General features: G+C 61.8%; 14 protein-coding genes. 6 read left to right on the top strand and 8 right to left on the bottom strand.

Annotation, left to right across the window (positions count from 1 at the left end; translation table 11 throughout):
• Positions 1-125: 125 nt before the first annotated feature.
• Entirely contained in the window at positions 126-959 is an 834-nt protein-coding gene (locus GRAN_RS09085) for a helix-turn-helix domain-containing protein (protein ID WP_128912572.1), read from the top strand.
• 66 nt (positions 960-1,025) lie between these two features.
• Here GRAN_RS09085 and GRAN_RS09080 read toward each other — a convergent pair whose 3' ends face one another.
• Positions 1,026-2,717, bottom strand: coding sequence for a S53 family peptidase (locus GRAN_RS09080; protein WP_128912571.1), 1,692 nt, complete (start codon positions 2,715-2,717; stop codon positions 1,026-1,028).
• 295 nt (positions 2,718-3,012) lie between these two features.
• Here GRAN_RS09080 and GRAN_RS09075 point away from each other — a divergent pair, with 295 nt between their 5' ends.
• Together GRAN_RS09075 and GRAN_RS09070 are read left to right on the top strand one after the other, a co-directional pair.
• Entirely contained in the window at positions 3,013-4,371 is a 1,359-nt protein-coding gene (locus GRAN_RS09075; RefSeq protein WP_128912570.1) for a Gfo/Idh/MocA family protein, read from the top strand.
• A 23-nt stretch (positions 4,372-4,394) separates the two neighbouring features.
• On the top strand, positions 4,395-5,510 hold the full coding sequence (locus GRAN_RS09070; RefSeq protein WP_128912569.1) for a Gfo/Idh/MocA family protein: 1,116 nt from the start codon (positions 4,395-4,397) through the stop codon (positions 5,508-5,510).
• 69 nt (positions 5,511-5,579) lie between these two features.
• On the opposite strand, the gene GRAN_RS09065 is transcribed toward GRAN_RS09070, so the two are convergent.
• Both GRAN_RS09065 and GRAN_RS09060 read right to left on the bottom strand, forming a co-directional pair.
• Positions 5,580-6,482: a sugar phosphate isomerase/epimerase family protein gene (locus GRAN_RS09065; protein WP_128912568.1), complete on the bottom strand. Its 903-nt coding sequence runs from the start codon at positions 6,480-6,482 to the stop codon at positions 5,580-5,582.
• 83 nt (positions 6,483-6,565) lie between these two features.
• Positions 6,566-7,906 (bottom strand): enolase C-terminal domain-like protein, encoded by a 1,341-nt coding sequence (locus GRAN_RS09060; RefSeq protein ID WP_128912567.1) that lies wholly within the window; start codon positions 7,904-7,906, stop codon positions 6,566-6,568.
• 121 nt (positions 7,907-8,027) lie between these two features.
• Between GRAN_RS09060 and GRAN_RS09055 the strand changes: the two genes are divergently transcribed.
• Positions 8,028-8,567 carry a DUF1643 domain-containing protein gene (locus GRAN_RS09055; RefSeq protein WP_161570904.1) on the top strand — a complete coding sequence of 180 codons (540 nt, stop codon included), beginning with the start codon at positions 8,028-8,030 and terminating at the stop codon, positions 8,565-8,567.
• On the opposite strand, the gene GRAN_RS09050 is transcribed toward GRAN_RS09055, so the two are convergent.
• Genes GRAN_RS09050 through GRAN_RS09040 form a run of 3 tightly spaced genes read right to left on the bottom strand, consistent with a single transcriptional unit; the run spans position 8,536 to position 11,265 of the window.
• Positions 8,536-9,213: an Nmad2 family putative nucleotide modification protein gene (locus GRAN_RS09050; protein ID WP_128912565.1), complete on the bottom strand. Its 678-nt coding sequence runs from the start codon at positions 9,211-9,213 to the stop codon at positions 8,536-8,538. The genes GRAN_RS09055 and GRAN_RS09050 overlap by 32 nt on opposite strands.
• 13 nt (positions 9,214-9,226) lie before the next feature.
• Positions 9,227-10,675: an MDR family MFS transporter gene (locus tag GRAN_RS09045; RefSeq protein WP_128912564.1), complete on the bottom strand. Its 1,449-nt coding sequence runs from the start codon at positions 10,673-10,675 to the stop codon at positions 9,227-9,229.
• 14 nt (positions 10,676-10,689) lie between these two features.
• The gene (locus GRAN_RS09040; protein ID WP_128912563.1) at positions 10,690-11,265 is read right to left on the bottom strand and encodes a hydrolase; all 576 of its coding nucleotides are present in this window, start codon (positions 11,263-11,265) and stop codon (positions 10,690-10,692) included.
• 85 nt (positions 11,266-11,350) lie between these two features.
• Between GRAN_RS09040 and GRAN_RS09035 the strand changes: the two genes are divergently transcribed.
• A complete protein-coding gene (locus GRAN_RS09035; RefSeq protein WP_206662726.1) occupies positions 11,351-11,950 on the top strand; it encodes a TetR/AcrR family transcriptional regulator in 600 nt (199 codons plus the stop codon).
• Here the strand turns inward: GRAN_RS09035 and GRAN_RS09030 are convergent.
• Entirely contained in the window at positions 11,947-12,393 is a 447-nt protein-coding gene (locus GRAN_RS09030) for a YybH family protein (protein WP_128912561.1), read from the bottom strand. The genes GRAN_RS09035 and GRAN_RS09030 overlap by 4 nt on opposite strands.
• A 70-nt stretch (positions 12,394-12,463) precedes the next feature.
• Here GRAN_RS09030 and GRAN_RS09025 point away from each other — a divergent pair, with 70 nt between their 5' ends.
• The gene (locus tag GRAN_RS09025; RefSeq protein WP_128912560.1) at positions 12,464-14,614 is read left to right on the top strand and encodes a molybdopterin-containing oxidoreductase family protein; all 2,151 of its coding nucleotides are present in this window, start codon (positions 12,464-12,466) and stop codon (positions 14,612-14,614) included.
• A gap of 29 nt (positions 14,615-14,643) precedes the next feature.
• On the opposite strand, the gene GRAN_RS09020 is transcribed toward GRAN_RS09025, so the two are convergent.
• A complete protein-coding gene (locus GRAN_RS09020) occupies positions 14,644-17,058 on the bottom strand; it encodes a TonB-dependent receptor (RefSeq protein WP_161570903.1) in 2,415 nt (804 codons plus the stop codon).
• Between the last annotated feature and the right edge of the window lie 42 nt (positions 17,059-17,100).

Below are 17,100 nucleotides of genomic sequence, written 5' to 3'. Positions count from 1 at the left end.
GATGCCCGCGTACCTCCTGAGCCCGCTGCGCATCATACCCTCTTGAACGGAACATCCTCCTTGCACTCTGCTGGATCCCCAGGCAACATTTGATCTCACCGCAACATCTGTTTATAGGACACACTATGGCTACCGAGAGCACGATCCCCAACCCGCAGGATGTTGCCAGTCAAGGCCTTCCCCCCGTCACCGCATCCCCTGAAACCCCTTCGCCTGCGCAGCAGGTAGACGGCGAAGCGGCCGAATCCTTCATAGCTGAGAAACGCATTGGGGAACGGATCAAGTATCTCCGGCTGAAGAAGTCAATGGGCCTGGTGGAGCTTGGACGCCACACCGGACTCTCGGCGAGCTTTCTCTCGCAGCTTGAGACGGGCCGCGTGGTTCCGACACTGCGCAACCTCGCACGCATCGCGATGGTCTTCTCAAAGGATCTCAACTACTTCTTTGAGCCGGAGCCACAGACGCTTTTCCGGGTACATCGCGGGAAAGATCGCGTTCGACTTCCGCAGACCGGAGTGGAAGACCCGGCTTACTTCTTCGAGAGCCTTGGATATATGGTTCCGGATCGCCAGCTTGACCCTTACTTTGCGGAGTTTCTACCTCCGAAAGCTGGACGGGAAGCGCGCGCGCACCAGCACGTGGGGTGTGAGTTTCTTTACTTGCTCTCCGGCAATCTGGACCTGCAGCATGGCGAGACGACGTACCACATAGAGGTGGGAGACGCGGTTTACTTCGATGCGACCACGATCCATAGCTATCGCTGTTCGAGCCAGTTACCGGCAACGGCTCTGATCGTAACCTTGCAACAAAGTGGAAATCATCCGAACAGCGCACGCCGGACGGGGCTTCCCCCGTCTCCAGTGACCGGGAGGCCTCGCACAGGCACGCCTAACCCGGGGGCGGCCCGCCTTCAGCGCACTGCAACAGAAGGTGATAAAGCTACGGCAAAACCGCACTAAGTATCATTAGTCTCTAGATAGAGAAGCCAGCCGATAGATCCTTCGGCTGGCTTTCTTGTCTCTTCGTTACTTCTTGACCGCGACGATTTTTTTAGTCGACTTCTTCGCTACTTTTGTTGCGACCTTCTTTCCGCTCGTTGTAGCGGGCTTGATGAGGCTGATGATCTGAGGAGCGATGGGGGAGCCGAGGCCGGTGCAGCCGTCCCACCCGGTACCTGCCTGGAACGCGGGGTTATCACCCTGGGTGATGTCGCGGAACGCCGCCTTGCCCTTTGCCGAGTAGAGCGCCGTCTGGAGGAAACCGGCGGACGTGCCGTTCTGCGCATTGGCAAGCGCGATCAGGCCGGCCCAAAGCGGGGCAACGGCGCTGGTGCCACCGAACACATAGTTCGCGCCGTCGACGCGGACTTCGTAGCCCGTGGCCGGATCAGCGTCGCCTGCGACATCGGGAACGCCGCGACCGCCTGCTGCGACCGTTGGCTTGGGAACGCCTGCGCCGGATTGCCAGGAGGGCAGCGGAAAGAAGTTGCTGACACCTCCGCCGCTTGCGCCGCCGCTCGGCAATGCATTCCAGACGGTTTCGGAGTTGATGGTCGAGCCGCTTCCCTGCAGGTTGGTTCCGCCACAGCCGAGGACATGGGGGCTGGATGCGGGGAAGTCGACGTGATTCGCGCCATCCGTGACACCGTCAGTCGAGCCGTTGTCGCCAGAGGCTACCGTGATGGTGATACCGAGGGCGGCGGCGGACTGGCAGGCAGCGTCGAGGGCGTTCATGGACTGGGCGGTCCATTGGACCTCGGGGGCGCCCCAACTGATGGAGATGACGCTTGGTTTGTTCTTGGTGTCGTGGACGGCAGTCGAGATGGCGTCGACGAAACCCTGATCGGTGTTCGGGGTGAAGTAGACGACGATGTTCGCGCCCGGGGCTACCGCTCCGGCTACCTCGATATCCAGAAGCACTTCGCCATCGGCGCTGTTGGCATTGGTCGGCTTGTTCTTGGCTTTGTCGACGAGGACCGCTGTGACCTTGGGAGCCTTGACGCCGAGCGACTTGAAATAGGCCGTGATGTCCGCCTTCTTGTAGCCACCGCCGAGTTCGATGATGCCGATCGTTTGTCCAGCCGCGGAGGCCTTGGCGGGAAATTGGTAAAGTTCGGCGACCTGGATGGGGGTGTAGGAGACGCTGCCGGAAGCGTGGGGTCTGGCGAACCCTTCCTGTTGGACGGCGTCGGCAGTCGCGGCTCCCGCCTCGCCAGCGATGCGGAAGTGAGGCTTCGCCTGAGGCCGGTTGTCGAGGCCGAGGACGGCGACGACCGAGCCGGAGAGTGCGGTTGGGATCTCGATGCTGCCTTCGCGGACGCGGTAGGTGACGCCGTCTACCTTCTTATGGCTCAGGGTGGTGCCGAAGGCTTTCTGCATCTGGTCGACGGTCCCGGTAAGGAGGATTGTGCGGCGTTCGGGTCCAGGGGTATCCGGGTCGATCTTGAGGTCAAACTCCTTCGCGAAGGCTTTGACCAGCTTGACGGCGGCTGGGTCCGCAGCATGCTCCTTGCGGTACTGCGCGTGGGTGAGGCGCTCTTTGCCAGAGCGGTGGCTGGCCTTGAGCGGGGTCTTGCGCTTGACGATGACCGACACGGTGACGGGTGTCAGGCGCGGCGGAGTGACGTCTTCCGCGGCCGGGTGAACCAATGCGGCCTTTTCGCTTCCGGGGAGAATCGTTCGTTTGGAAAACATGCCGCTGGATTTCTTGGAAGCCATGAAAAGTCCTCCGGATGGATGATTTATCTAGGGTTAGGCCGTGAGCAGAAGCCGGCTCGTTCGCGTATCCGTGGGGTTCGGTGCCGCGCCGCGAGACCCATAGTATGCCCGCACCGATGCCACGGAAAGAGAAAGATGGATGCCCTGTGAAAATACTTTCCGGTGTGTGCGCGGGCGCGTGAGTTCACCACGCTCACATCACCCATGTAAGATGACTCGTGTCTCTGGCGGACTCCCCGGCCGGTACTCTTCCGCCGAGAAAAACCATGATGCAACGAAGGAAGAGAACCAAACGATGACGAGTCTCGATCGACGTGTGTTTCTCCGCGGCGCAAGCTTAGCCGCTGCCCAGACCTTTGCTGGAAAGCTTCATCTGCTGGCCGCCACGCTACCTGATCCAGCCGCCCCTGCGGTCGCGGCGAATGACCATATCAACCTCGCGCTCATTGGCGCTGGCGGGCAGGGCATGGGCGATACGCGCTGGGCGGTGCAGGTTCCCGGGGTGAAGCTCGTCGCTGTCGCCGATTGCTACGACGGACGGTTGGCACACTCGAAGGAAGTATGGGGGCAGGACGTTTTCACCACGCGCGACTACAAGGAGATTCTCGCGCGCAAGGATGTCGATGCGGTCTTGATCGCGACGCCTGATCACTGGCACAAGCAGGCCTCGATCGACGCCATGAACGCGGGCAAGGATGTGTACTGCGAGAAGCCGATGATCCATCTCTACTCCGACGGGCACGAGATGATCAACACGGCGAAGAAGACCGGGCGGATCCTGCAGATCGGGAGCCAGCGGGTCAGCAACATCCTCTATTCGAAGGCGAAGGAACTGCTGGCGTCTGGAGCCATCGGCGAGTTGAATCTTGTGAGCGCTCACTGGGATCGCAACTCCTCGATCGGTGCGTGGAACTACACGGTGCCTCTCGATGCGAGTCCCGAGACCTGCGACTGGCCGCGCTTCCTGGGCAGTGCGCCAAAGGTTTCCTGGAACGCGGAACGCTTCTTCCAGTGGCGCAAGTGGCACGAGTACGGCTCGGGTGTGGCGGGCGATTTATTTGTTCACCTCTTCAGCGGGACCCACTTCATTACCGGATCACATGGCCCGACGCGCGGCATGGCGACCGGCGGGCTGCGCTACTGGAAGGATGGACGCGACGCCGACGACGTGATGCTTGCGCTGTTCGATTACCCGCAAAACTTCAATCTCAATCTCCGGGTGAACTTTATCTCGGGCGGCGAGGAGAACGAGCAGTTCCTCTTCACGGGCTCGGAAGGCACGATGGAGATTGCTGGCAATAATCTAACGATCGTCCGCTCGCCTCGCCCGAAGGATCCCGGGTACACCGTCGGCACCTTTACCGAGGCCATGCAGAAGCAGACCTTGCAGGCCTACAACGAGAAGTATCCCTCCGAGCATCCGACGGGCGAGCCAGGACGCACCTCCGAGCGTTTCAGCACGCCCAAAGGCTACAGCGATAGCTATGACCACTTCCACAACTTCTTCGACGCCGTCCGCTCGCGCAAGCCGGTGGTCGAGGATTCAACCTTCGGATTGCGCGCGGCAGGGGCGGCTCTTTTGAGCAATCTCTCGATCGAACGCAGGAGCACCGTCGAGTGGGATCCCGAAGAGATGAAGCTCGCGAAGGCATAACCGCACAGAAGGACGGATTGGCGATGAGATTCGGTTCCGGCTTCAAGATAGCGTTGGCGTTGCTTACCGCGCTTGTACCCATGCAGGGCTACGCGGCAGACACACCGATCCGGGTAGCAATCGTCGGGCTTGTGCATGGGCATGTCAAAGGCTTCCTGCATGCGCTGCCGAAGGATCCGAATGCGAAGCTCGTCGCGATCGTCGAGCCGGACACTGCGCTTGCGGCGCAGTACAAGAGCCAGTACGGGCTTGACCAGGCGCTCTTCTACACGGACCTCGAGACGATGCTCAACGCGCAGCATCCGGATGCGGTGCTCGTGTATACGACGATCAAGGATCATCGCAGGGTGATCGAAGCGGCCGCGAAGCACAACATTTCGTCGATGGTTGAGAAGCCGCTGACGACGACGATGGAGGACGCGCTCGCGATTCGAGCGGCGGCGCGGGAGCACCATGTGCAGGTTCTCGTGAACTACGAGACGACGTGGTATTCCAGCAACAACGATGTCGAGGACCAGGTAGCGGCAGGCAAGCTTGGGGCGATTCGCAAGGTTGTCGTGCACGACGGGCACGAAGGGCCGAAGGAGATTGGCGTCGGCCCGGAGTGGTTGCCGTGGCTTACCGATCCCAAGCTGAATGGGGCGGGGGCTCTGTTCGACTTCGGCTGCTATGGAGCCGATCTTCTCACCGTGATGATGCATGGCCAGGCGCCGCTCAGCGTGACGGCCGTCGCCCAGACAGACAAGCCAGGCATCTACCCGCATGTCGATGACGATGCGACGGTGATCATCCGCTATCCGGGGCTTCAGGGCGTGCTGATGCCATCGTGGAACTGGAGCTTCGCGCGCAAGGACATGGAGGTCTACGGTGTAGACGGCTATGCCATTACCGTGGGACCGGATCAGCTTCGCACGCGCTACAAGGGACAGAAGACGGAGACGCCTAGCCCCGCGAAGGCTCTACCGGTGAACCGCCAGGGTTCGCTGGCCTATCTTGCCGCAGTGCTGCATGGGGAGATCAAGCCGGATGGAGACTTATCCGCGCTTGATACGAATATGGTCGTGATGCAGATCCTCACGACAGCACGCGAGTCCGTAGAGAGCGGACACACTGTTACGGTCAAACCGCTTCCGCAGTAGTCGCTGCTTACAGGACAAAAAGAAGCGCAGGCTGGGATCGCCAGCCTGCGCTTCCTGCTTTGAGACATCTTAGGCTTTGAGGTTCGTCAGGTAGTCCGCGTCTGTCTTGAGCGACTGCTGCCACGGCATGTCAAAGGCTTCCTGCTCGACGAACATGTGTTTGATCTTCTGCGTCTTCTTCGCTTCGGCAAAGATGGGCTTGTAATCGATACTGCCCATGCCTAGCTCGGTGACGACCGGTTCCTTGGCGTCCGGGCCGAAGGTGCCGTTGTCCTTGAAGTCCTTGACGTGCAGCATGGAGAAGCGGTTCGGGTGTTCGCGCATGAGATCGATGGGCTTCATGCCGGCGACGGTGGCCCATCCGCAGTCGAGTTCGAGGGTTACCTTCGCGGGATCGGTGAGGCGTAGAAGCTCCATGTACGGGATGGTGCCGTCGACCGGGCCGAACTCGTGGATGTGATTGTGATAGCCGAAGTGAATGCCCTGCGCGGCGGTCTTCTCGCCCATCTGGTTGAACTGGTCGGAGATCCAGCGCCAGTCGTCGATCGACATTTTGCGGCCTCGGTCCGAACCACCCGCGGGCGCGGGCGTCTTGAAGCCCGGGCTGGAGCAGATCATGTACTGGACGCCAAGCTCCTTGTTGAACGCGAGAATCTCGTCGAACTTTGTGCGCAGATCGCCGAAGGGATGGTGCGAGCTGACGCAGTGCAGTTTCGCGTTCTTGAGCGACTGCTTTACCTCGGCCGCGCTCTTCTTGTAGAAGCCTGCGGCTTCCACCTCCTTAAAACCGGCCTTGCCGACCTCGATCAGCGTTGCGTCGTAGTCCTTCGCAAGCTGCTCGCGAACCGAGTAAAGCTGGATTCCAAGCGGAAGACCGAGAGGCGTGGCATAGGCGAGGCTTGCGCGTCCAGCGAGCGCGGTGCAGGCAGCGGCGGCGGAGGCACGGCCAAGAAAGCTTCTACGCGAGATCATGATGTTTCCTTTCGTCTGGTTGAGCTTGTTCGTTCGACTACTACCAATGCTTCCAAAGGCCGGCGCATCGATCTTACCGGATACTACTGCTTGATGATGGTTCCATCGAGCTTGCGGATCTCGCCCCAGCCTCCGTTCAGGTTTCCTCGGCCAGGAGTGAAGGGGGATTTGGCGGCTTCCTTCTCATCGATCTCGATGCCCCAGCCGGGCTTCTCGTTGACGTACAGATAGCCGTCGCGCATCTCGGGACAGCCTTTGAAGATCTCCTGCGAACGCTGGTTGAAGGGGGAATACTCCTGGATGCCGAAGTTGGTGCTGACGATGTCGAGGGTGATCTGCGCCATGTGGCCTATGGGCGAGACATCTCCCGGGCCGTGCCACGCGGTCTTGACGCCGAACTGCTCGGCCATGATGGCGATCTTGCGCGCGGGGGTGAAGCCGCCGACCTGAGAGACGTGGCAGCGGATGTAGTCGATGAGACGGCCCGCGATGAGGGGCTGCCACTCGTGCGGGCTGTTGAAGAGCTCGCCCATGGCGAGAGGCGTGGCGCAGTTCTGGCGGATTTGTTTGAAATAGTCGATGTCTTCAGGCGAGAGCGGGTCTTCGGCGAAGAAGAGGTTGAACTTCTCGGCCTGCTTGCAGAATTCGACCGCCTGGTTGGGCGTGTAACGCTCGTGCATGTCGTGGAGGAGGCCGACCTCTTCTCCAAGCTCCTGGCGGCAGATCTCCAGCAGCTTCAGGCCGCGCCGCATGGCGTAGGCGGGCTCGAAGAGCGGCTTGTCGTGGAGCGGCTTGAGGGTGTTCGCGTTGTTCCGAGCTGAGCCGTAGCCTGCCATGCCGGGCAGGCCGACCTGCACGCGGACGTTGCGGAAGCCTTCCGCCATATATTTTCTCGCGGCGGCGACCACATCGCTGTACTCGGGTCCGTCGGCGTGGCCATACGTGTCGACCGCCTCGCGGCACTTGCCGCCGGCAAGCTGGTAGACGGGCATGCCCGCCTGCCGGCCCTTGATGTCCCAGAGCGCCTGGTCGATGCCGCTGATGGCGTTGTTGAGGATGGGGCCGTTCTTCCAGTAGGAGCTGTCGTAGCAGGTCTGCCAGATGTCCTCGATGCGGTCGGTCGTCCTGCCCATGAGGAGAGGCTTGAGATAGCGCTCGACTGCTGGCTTCACCAGGTCGGCGCGTTGCGTGAAGGTCGCGCAACCGTAGCCGTAGAGGCCGTCCTGGTCGGTTGCAATTTTGACGACAGTGAGCCGTGATCCTGCGGGTTCGCACTCGATGACGCTGATGTCCTTGATGTGTGGAGCGGGCATGCCACGCGTCGCGCGAGCGACCTGCTCCTGCGCCCGGAGCACCGGATGCGCAAGCCCCGCTAGTCCGGCGCCTGCGAGAGACTTCAGGATCTGGCGGCGTTCGATCGGCATGGCTTCTCCTTCACGTTCCGTTGGTATCGCCGAGAATGTGCCCGATCTTTGTACCAGCTTGGCCGTGTGGCGGGCGAGTGCGGCTTGCTTCGTGTTTGTCCGGATGCTCCAATCAAGAGCGATGACAGCCCATGATCCCGGCGGAAAATCGAAACCGAAGTGGCCCGCCGACTCGAAGGTGACCGCAACGTGGTCGCCGTGCAAACGCTACCGGTACACGCTTTCGGAGATATGGAATCCGGACCTTCCGGTCATCATGTGGCTCCTGATGAACCCATCCGTCGCGTCGCTTGAGCATGCCGATCCGACGCTGATCCGGACGGGGCAATTTTCGCGTGCTTGGGGATACGGCGGTCAGCTTGTTGGCAATGTCCATAGCTACCGGGCAACGGACAAGCAGAGGCTGCTCGAAGTGGATGATCCGGCCGGTCCGGGAAATGACGCGGCGCTGGTACGGATGGCGAAGCGAGCGGGCCTTGTGATGCTCGCCTATGGACAACCGCCGAAGCCGCTTCGTCCGCGAAGCCTTGACGTGGTGAAGATGCTGCGGAAGGCAGGAGCGGATCTGCACCATCTGCGGCTCTCGAAGGACGGCTCGCCCTATCACCCGCTCTACCTGCCGGGCGATCTTACGCCGGTGCGGTTTCCTTCTTCCGTTTAGACTTCGGTGCGTGGTCGTAGGCCTCGTCGGTTACGACGGATGGCGTGTATCTCGTTGGCCTCTTCCAGAGCATGCGGAAGAGCGCGTCGAGTTCGCGGTCGAGACCTTCGGTGTGGACGACGCGATGGCCCTGCCCTAGCGACTCCGCTACCTGGGTTAGCTCGTGAAGCTTCGCGGGGATTGGCACAGCCTCCGAGCCAAAGTAGCGGAAGTCGTGACTGAGCAGCGTGCGGCCGTTCTTGTAGTAGGGATAGCTGCCGATGTCGCGCGGGAGATAGGCGGGGTTCGCGTGCAGCGGTGTGCGGCCCGAGTGGCCGATTGTTCCATTCAGACGATGGAACTCGTAGATGCAATCGGGGCGGTGTTGAAACATGCGCTCGCCGCCGTAATAGTCACGAGCATCCATCCCCTCTTCGACGATCGCCGCATAGATGACGGCGTTGAGTGGGTAGCCATCAGAGGCCGCGAGCGAATGGCTCGTGAGGCCCAGGATGCGGTCACCTGGTCGTGCCGTGCGGCGGATGGCGGGTTTGCAGATGGACAGCGTCAGGAGGGCTGGGGATGCGTCGCCGGGATTGGGCGCGCATGGAGCGCCACCACGGTCGGAGGTCAGCTTATAGATGTAGGTGCGACGCGCCAGCCCCATCACTTCATCCTACTTAGTCCGCGAGCGCCTCGGTCTGCTGAAGTTGGGTCGGTCGCCGCTGCGACCGTGTATCCGGCAGTCGGAGGGCTGCCACGATGACGAGCGCATGCACGATGCAGAGGATGCGGAAGGTCACAAGGTACGCGTCAGTGTGACCTGCGGGTGAGGCGGCTATACGGGCGTGGAGGAAGATTGCCAGGAGGGTCGTGGCAATCGGTCCGCCGAGGCGCTGCACGATGTTGATCGCCGTGGTTGCCACCGGGATCATCTCCTTCGGAATCGAGGCGTAGGCGGCGGCGATCGACGGAATGTTGATACAGCCCGATCCGGCTCCGCGGACAAACAGAGCGAGACAGAGCAGAGGCAGAGGGACCGCTCCGGAGAGTGCGAATGGAAGGGTGCCGAGCAGCGCGATCGCTGCCCCGGCCGAGGAGACGCGGCGCGGGCTGAACCGCTCGGTCAGGGCGCCCATCATGGGGTACGAGCACATCATCCCGAGACCTGCCGGCGCGAGCAGAAGGCCGGTCCGGCTGGCCGACTCTCCACGCACCGTAAGCAGGTAGAGAGGAAGAAGCATCTGGCCGCCGAAGGCGATGGCGTTGGCGAGAAACTGCGTCGCGGCTGCAGCCGAGAAAGTTCGTCCCTGAAAGAGGTGGACGTCAATGAGCGCGGCTGGGCCGTTGCGGATTCCGTGGCGAATGAATAGGCCGAGCAGGGTCACTCCCACGGCCAACTCCGCCAGACTGAGGTTCCTGGTTCCCGGATGGGCGCTCAGGCTTTCGAGGCTATGCAGGAGAAGAACGAGGCCCGGGGAAAGAAGGAGAAATCCGGTGAGATCAAAGCTTCGGCGCTGCGCCTCATGCTCGTCCGCGGGGAGGAGCCATACCGCAAGAACCAGCGCGATCAGCCCGATGGGCAGGTTGATGAGGAAGATCCATCGCCAGCTCGCATGCTGCAGGATGAGCCCGGCAAGCACCGGCCCGAGGATGGGGCCGATCAGCACGGGCATCACCATGAAGCCCATCACGCGCGCCACGTGACGGCCCGCGCGGCGCGCCACCATCATCTGGGCCATCGGCGCGAGCAGGCCTCCGGCCATCCCTTGCAGGACGCGGAAGGCGATCAGCGCGTTTGCTGACGTTGCCGTGCCGCAGAGGAGCGAGGTCAACGTGAACGCCGTGAAGCAACCGAGATAGACTCGCTTCGCGCCAACGCGGTCGACGAGCCATCCACTGACCGGGAGCATGAGCGCAAGCGCGAGAAGATAACCGCTCGTCACCCACTGAATGGTGGTCAGGGCCGTGTGCATCTCGCTGCTCAGCGTCGACAGCGAGACGTTCACGACGGTCGAGTCGAGGACCGTCATCAGCGGGCCGAGAAGCACGACCCAGGCGATCTTCCACACCATGGGGTCCAGCGGCTCGAGATCTACCTCTTGTTGCCTTGAGCGCTCCTCGATCATGACTGCCTGCCTCTTCACTGTCCGAGCGCTGCCACGACTTCGTTCAGGGAGCGCACGCGTCCCATGCGGGTGAAGATTCCCTTGATGGAGAACTCGTGCGCCTCGGCGCTGATAGTCGCCATTGCGTCTTCGACGAATACGAGCGCATAGCCCATGTCGAACGCGGCGCGCGCGGTTGACTCGACGCCAATGTTCGTCGCAATGCCGCAGATCACAATGGTTCGAATGCCACGGCGGCGAAGTTGCTGGTCGAGGCCGGTATCGTAGAACGCCCCCCATTGCCGCTTCGTGATCAGGAGGTCGCCTTCCTGGTATCCGCTCTCGGGTGCAAGCTGCGAGGCGATCGCGGGCGGAGGCGGCGCATTCGGATCGCGCATCTGCTGGTCCGCGGGAAGGTGGAGGATATCCGCCATATCGACACGCACGTAGGCGACAGTGCTTCCAGCGGCGCGAAAGGCGGCGGCCAGTTTGCTTCCGCGCTCGGCGACCTCAGGGCCGGAGTAAGGCTTCACCGGCAGAGCGATGATGCCGTGCTGCAGGTCGATCAGGATCAGGGCTGTCGTCTTTGGATCGAGGGTAAGTTCTGCCATGTTCATCGTCTCCTAACATGAGGGATCCCTCATGTATGTCTTTGCCTATAATATGAGCATGCCCTCAGATATGTCAAAGGCAGAGATGTCAAAGCCGTCGCGACGCGTTCCCCAGCAGGAGCGGGGAGAGCGCCGCGTCGCCGGACTGCTCGAGGCGGCGGCAGCGGTCATCGCCGAGGTAGGCTATGAGGCGTCGACCATGACGGCGATTGCCGATCGCGCGGGAGCGTCGATCGGCGCGGTCTACCAGTACTTCCCGAACAAGGAAGCGGTCGTTCACGCCCTGCGGATGCAGTACGGCGACGAGATGGAAGAGCGCTGGAAGCCGCTGACGCGGGATGCCGCAAAGCTCACGGTCAAGCATCTGGTCGACCGCATCTTCGAGGTGTTGGTGGACTTCATGCAAAGCCGGCCAGCGTACATCCCGATGCTGAGCGCGCCGAAGACCTTCAAGCGCGATCCGGCTGCGAGGAATCGGCTTCGCGAGCATTTTGCAGCGCTCTATCGGGAGAAGCGTCCAGACCTCACTCCCGAGGCCGCGTTCCGGATCGCGAATGTCAGCTTCCAAGTGATCAAGGCGATGAACCCGCTCTACGCGGAGGCACAAGAGCAAGAGCGCGAGGAGTTAGTGGAGGAGTTCAAGCTGGTATTGACCTCATACCTCACCACGCGTCTTCGGGCCTAAGTGGTGTGGTCGACGACGATCTTCCAGCCCTGGTCAGTCTTCTCGAAGACGAGCGAGAAGATGCCGTCCGCGTTGCCGCCGGCCTTCTTATTGCGATCGAGGTGATACTTGCCGATGACGACAGCGAAGTTCTCATCGAGCGGACGGACTTCGAGTTCCGAGAAACCGAGCGTTCCCATGGCGTCGCGGTTGGGATAGTTCTTGCGGTACTCGTTCACTAACTCGTCGTGACCACGGGAGACGTGGCTTCCGATGAAGATGATGTCGGGTGCGTTCTTATAGCCGGTAGCGAAGGCCTCGATATCTCCACGGTTCCAGGCCGCTTCCTGAGCCAGGAGAACTTTAATCACGCCAAGTTCCTGCGGCGTCGCAGTCTTAAGCTGCGCATTTGCGGTCATGGCAGAGACGAAAAGGACAACAACGGCGGAAAGCCAACGGCGCATGAAGGACCCTCGTGGACATCAGTCTAGCGTGCGATGGGCGCGTCGAAGCGAAAATCCTATACTGGAGAGGATGAGCACGCTTCCATCAGCGCCGCACGATGGCTCGACGCAATCCGCTACGCGGACCGTCCATGCCGTGTGCACGCTGGACTGCCCGGACTCCTGCGGCGTTCTGGTGACCGTCGACCAGCTTACGGGGCGTGCGACCCGGGTGCAGGGTGATCCTGCGCATCCGGTGACGCGTGGCTTTCTGTGCGGCAAGGTCGCGAAGTATCTGGATCGCGTCTATGCGCCGGACCGGCTGCTGTATCCGATGCGTCGGCGGGCGGGCGTTCCCAAGGGACCATTGGCGCAGGGGCGCGAGGCGGAAGCGTTCGAGCGGATCTCGTGGGACGAGGCGCTTGCCGGGATTACCGCGAAGCTCGCCGCGACCGCTGAGGAACATGGGCCAGAGTCGATCCTTCCTTACAGCTATGCCGGTACGATTGGGCAGCTTGGGTATGGGTCGATGGATCGGCGGTTCTTCCACCGGCTGGGAGCGTCGCAGTTGGATCGGACGATCTGCTCCTCGGCTGGCGGTGCGGCTCTGACGAGTGTCTATGGCGTTCGGCTTGGGACGGTTCCGCAGCACTACGCGCATGCCGGGCTGATCATCGCTTGGGGCGCAAACATTCACGGGAACAACATCCACCTATGGCCGTTCATCGAGCAGGCTCGGAGGAACGGCGCGAAGCTCATCGTCATCGATCCTTACCGGACGCGCACGGCTGCGCTGGCGGATGAGCACCTGGCGATTCGGCCGGGGACAGATACGCTGCTCGCGCTTGGGCTGATGCATGTGCTCTTCCGCGATGGGCTGGAGGATCGCGAGTATCTTGCGGCTTCGACGGATCCTGCTCAGGCTGAGGCGCTACAGGCGCATGCTTTGCTTCCGGAACATGCGCCTGACGCTGTCGCCGCGGTCACGGGCATCGCGGCGGAGACGATTGTGCGGCTTGCGCGGGCGTATGGGACGAGCCTTGCGCTGACGGGTCGTCCGGCGGTTATCCGGCTGAACTATGGCATTCAGCGGAGCGAGTACGGCGGAACGGCGGTTCGCGCGGTGTCCATGCTGCCGCTCATTACAGGCTCGTGGAAGCATCTTGGAGGCGGGCTTACGCTCTCGACGAGCGGAGCCTTTCCATTCAATGGCAAGGCGCTCCAGATGCCTGAGTTGATGGAGGCGAGTCCGCTTGGGCGAGCCTCACGTGTCGTCAACATGAGCCAGCTTGGGGCTGCGTTGACCACGCTTGACGATCCTCCGGTGAAGGCTCTCTTCGTCTATAACTCGAATCCTGCCGCGGTCGCTCCGAACCAGAACGATGTGCTTCGCGGCATGGCCCGCGACGATCTCTTCACCGTGGTGCATGACCAGTTCTTTACCGATACCGCCGACTTCGCCGACTATCTCCTGCCGGCGCCTACGTTCCTTGAGACGAAAGACGTTCAAGGCGCTTACGGGCACTTCTTTGCTCAGGTCTCGAACCGTGCGATCGAGCCCCGCGGTGAGGTGCGGAACAATGTGCGCCTGTTTGCGGAACTCGCGAAGCACATGGGTTTCACCGAAGCCTGCTTCGACGATGTCGAGGACGATCTGATCGACCAGGCGCTTACGACGGATCACCCATGGTTCGCGGGGATCACGCGCGAGAGGCTTGAACGCGAAGGGCATGCGGCGCTCAATCTTCCGAAGAACGCCGACGGGCTTTCGCTTCCGTTCAGCACGCCGGAGTGGTTCCCGCATGGGCGAGTTGAGCTGTTCCCTCTGCCGGCCTACATGGCTGCAACGGAATCGCGCAGCGCGCCTGCTGCCGAGGAGTTTCCGCTCGAGTTCCTTCCGCGCAAGGCGGATAACTACATGAACTCGACCTTCGCGAACCATGCCGGTCACCAGCACATGGAGGCGCGGAATACAGGTGTGCTTGAGATGCATCCGGACGATGCGGCTCCGCGAAAGATCGTAACCGGCGATCGCGTCGAGATCTTCAATCGGCGCGGAACGATCAAGCTGCATGCGCAGGTCAATCGTCAGGTTGCGCCCGGCGTCGTCGCGGCTCGACTGGCCTGGAACAAACTTTCATCCGGACAGGCCGGGCTCAACCGGCTTACGTCCGAGAACCTGACCGATATCGGCGGTGGGGCGACGTTCTATTCGACGCTGGTCGAGGTGAGAAAAGCATAACTCTCAGAGCCCCTGACTCGCCGGATGGGTCAGAAGCTTCTACGAAGCGCGAATCGCACCTGAATGGGCTCGACGGGATGGAAGATGTCCGTGAAGGCCGGCGCTGCGGTTGGCGTGATCTGTGAGGTATAGGCGTAGTCGATGTCGTGATCGCGGCGATTCGGGAGATTGAGAAGTTCGGCCGAGATGCGCCACTTCTCGTTGAAGCGATAGTTGGCTTCCCCGTTGAGCAACGCTGTTGCCTGCGAACGATAGATTCCGTCGGAAGTCAGGTCGCGCGGGCCGAAGTAGCGCAGGCGCAGGCTCGCCGATAAACCGTGGTCGTTATGCACCGTGACGCCGGACGAGATGACCAATCCGACGGCTTCGGGTACGCGCCTGCCGCCTGGGCTGCCCGGTGCGGCATCGTCCCCGTCGAGCGTTGAGAACAGGGCCTTGGAGCTTGCAAGATCGAGATCGAAGGCCACGTGTTCGAAGGGCGTGTAGTAGTTTGCCCACTCGAAGCCATAGCGGCCGCTCGACTGTTGCGAAGCAACCGTGTCTCCCGTGTCGCCGGACTGCTGCAGTTCGGAGGCGCTGTGCAGATACCACAGGGAGACAGTGCTCTGGAGATGCGGGATCGCCGTCGTGCGCACGCCGACTTCGCCGCCCTTGGTTGGGATGAGGGCGGGAATGGGCGAGGTGGGCGTGTTGGGGGCAGGATTATCCGCCGAGATGGGCTCCACATTCTGCGTCGCGCCGCGGCCGTCGTTGCTGTGAAAGCTGAATCCGGCCTGTGCATAGAACTCGGTGCTGGCCCATGGGCCGAAGGTCAGACTTGCTTTTGGACTGGGCAGGGCTTTGATGGCGGCTCCGGAGTTGGCGGCGTTCACGAGGCTGGTGACATTGAAGTAGTCCACGTCACCGCGCATTCCAACGACCGAGCGGAACTTGCTCGCCCACTGAACCTTATTCTCGACATAGAAACCCGGCTGTGTGTCCGTGAAGCGGTCTTCTTCGGTTGTTGCCGGCAGGGTGTTGCCGGTCGACGAGTCGGTCTTATCGACGCGCATGCGATTCTGCGACTGATAGAGGCCGTTGTGGATCCAGTCGTTGCGGACCTGAAGGCCGAAGGTGTTCTCCACCTTGCGGCCGAACCATTGGCTGAAGATGGTGTGGTGGGCGTCGAGTCCGGCTACCCAGCGCCTGTCGTGTTGCTCAAACTGGTCGCCACGGACGGGGTCGGTGAGGTAGTAGGTAAAGTCGGAGAACAGGTCGAGATCGTAGTAGAAGCCGTAGGCGGTGACCCTGGTCTCGGAGTATGCGCCCTGGCGATGCCATTCGCCCTGCAGGCTGTATCGCTGGGAGTTGCCCCCGTCGGTGGGGTTCAGCGTACCGAAGAGACCGACGAGCGGCACGGCGTTCGCGGCGATCTGATCGCTGGAGTTCCAGCGGCCGTGGTAGCCGCGACCCGTGACGCTGAACCCGTCGGCGTCGTCTCCCTGGCTGTAGGTCGAGAGGCCGTTGAACTTGTAGTAATTATCCGCGTGCGCCCATGGACCGTCGTCGTGGTAGGCCTCGCCACCATAGAGGAGATTGCCGGGGCCGAGCTTTTGCGAGAAGCCGAAGACGGCGCGGCCGTAGCCGTACATGCCGCCCTCTACCTGGACGAAGTTCCGGGGAAGGGTCTTGAAGAACTCGAGGTGGGCGGAGCCGGCGGAGCCGTAGTTGCCGACATCGGCGTAGTAGGGCCCTTTCTCGTAGTTCACGCGCTTCACGAACTCCGGAACGACGGTGTTCATATCCGAGTAGCCTTCGCCGTGCGCATGCGACGGAAGGTTGAGCGGCATATCGTCGATGAACGTGGCGAAGTCCGTGCCGTGGTCGAGATTGAAGCCGCGCAGGAAGTACTGATTGGCCTTGCCGCCGCCGGCGTGCTGCGTGATGATGACGCCGGGGATGGTCTCGAGAATCTCTCCCGAGCGGAGGATCGGGCGGTCCTGAATCTCTTTCGCACCGACCGTTCCCTGGGTGGCGGAGTCGGCGATGCCGGTGAGGTCATCTTCGCGACCCTGCACGTTGATGGTGGTGGTTACGGGGCTGACGGCCAGAGAGACGCGGAGCGGTGCGAGGGTCCCGGTGGTGGCTAAGGTGATGGGGATTTCTTTCGTCTCAAATTCGGGCTTCGAGACGACGATCCGATAAGTGCCTGCGGGAAGTCCCGGGAGGAGGAAGACTCCGTTCTTGTCCGAGCGTGTCGTGCTTTGAACGGTGCCGTTAGCGCTTCGCACCTGAACGGTGGCGCCAGCCATCAGCGCGCCGGAAGTGTCGACGATTGTTCCCGATAGCTGAGACAAGGTCCTGTCTCTGCCTGCAGCCGTTGTCTCCTGTTCGGCACTCGCGGCTCGTGCGATGAGAGCACAGCAGAGGATGATCGAGAGGAGGGCGGCGGGGAAGGATTTCACAGGTCTCCTGGTGTTACGGAGGCCCGCAGGTCCTGGATTCCG

Origin of the sequence: Granulicella sibirica, from assembly GCF_004115155.1 — a bacterium.
Taxonomy (GTDB): Bacteria; Acidobacteriota; Terriglobia; order Terriglobales; family Acidobacteriaceae; genus Edaphobacter; species Edaphobacter sibiricus.
This window is presented reverse-complemented; position numbering and strand designations above follow the sequence as displayed.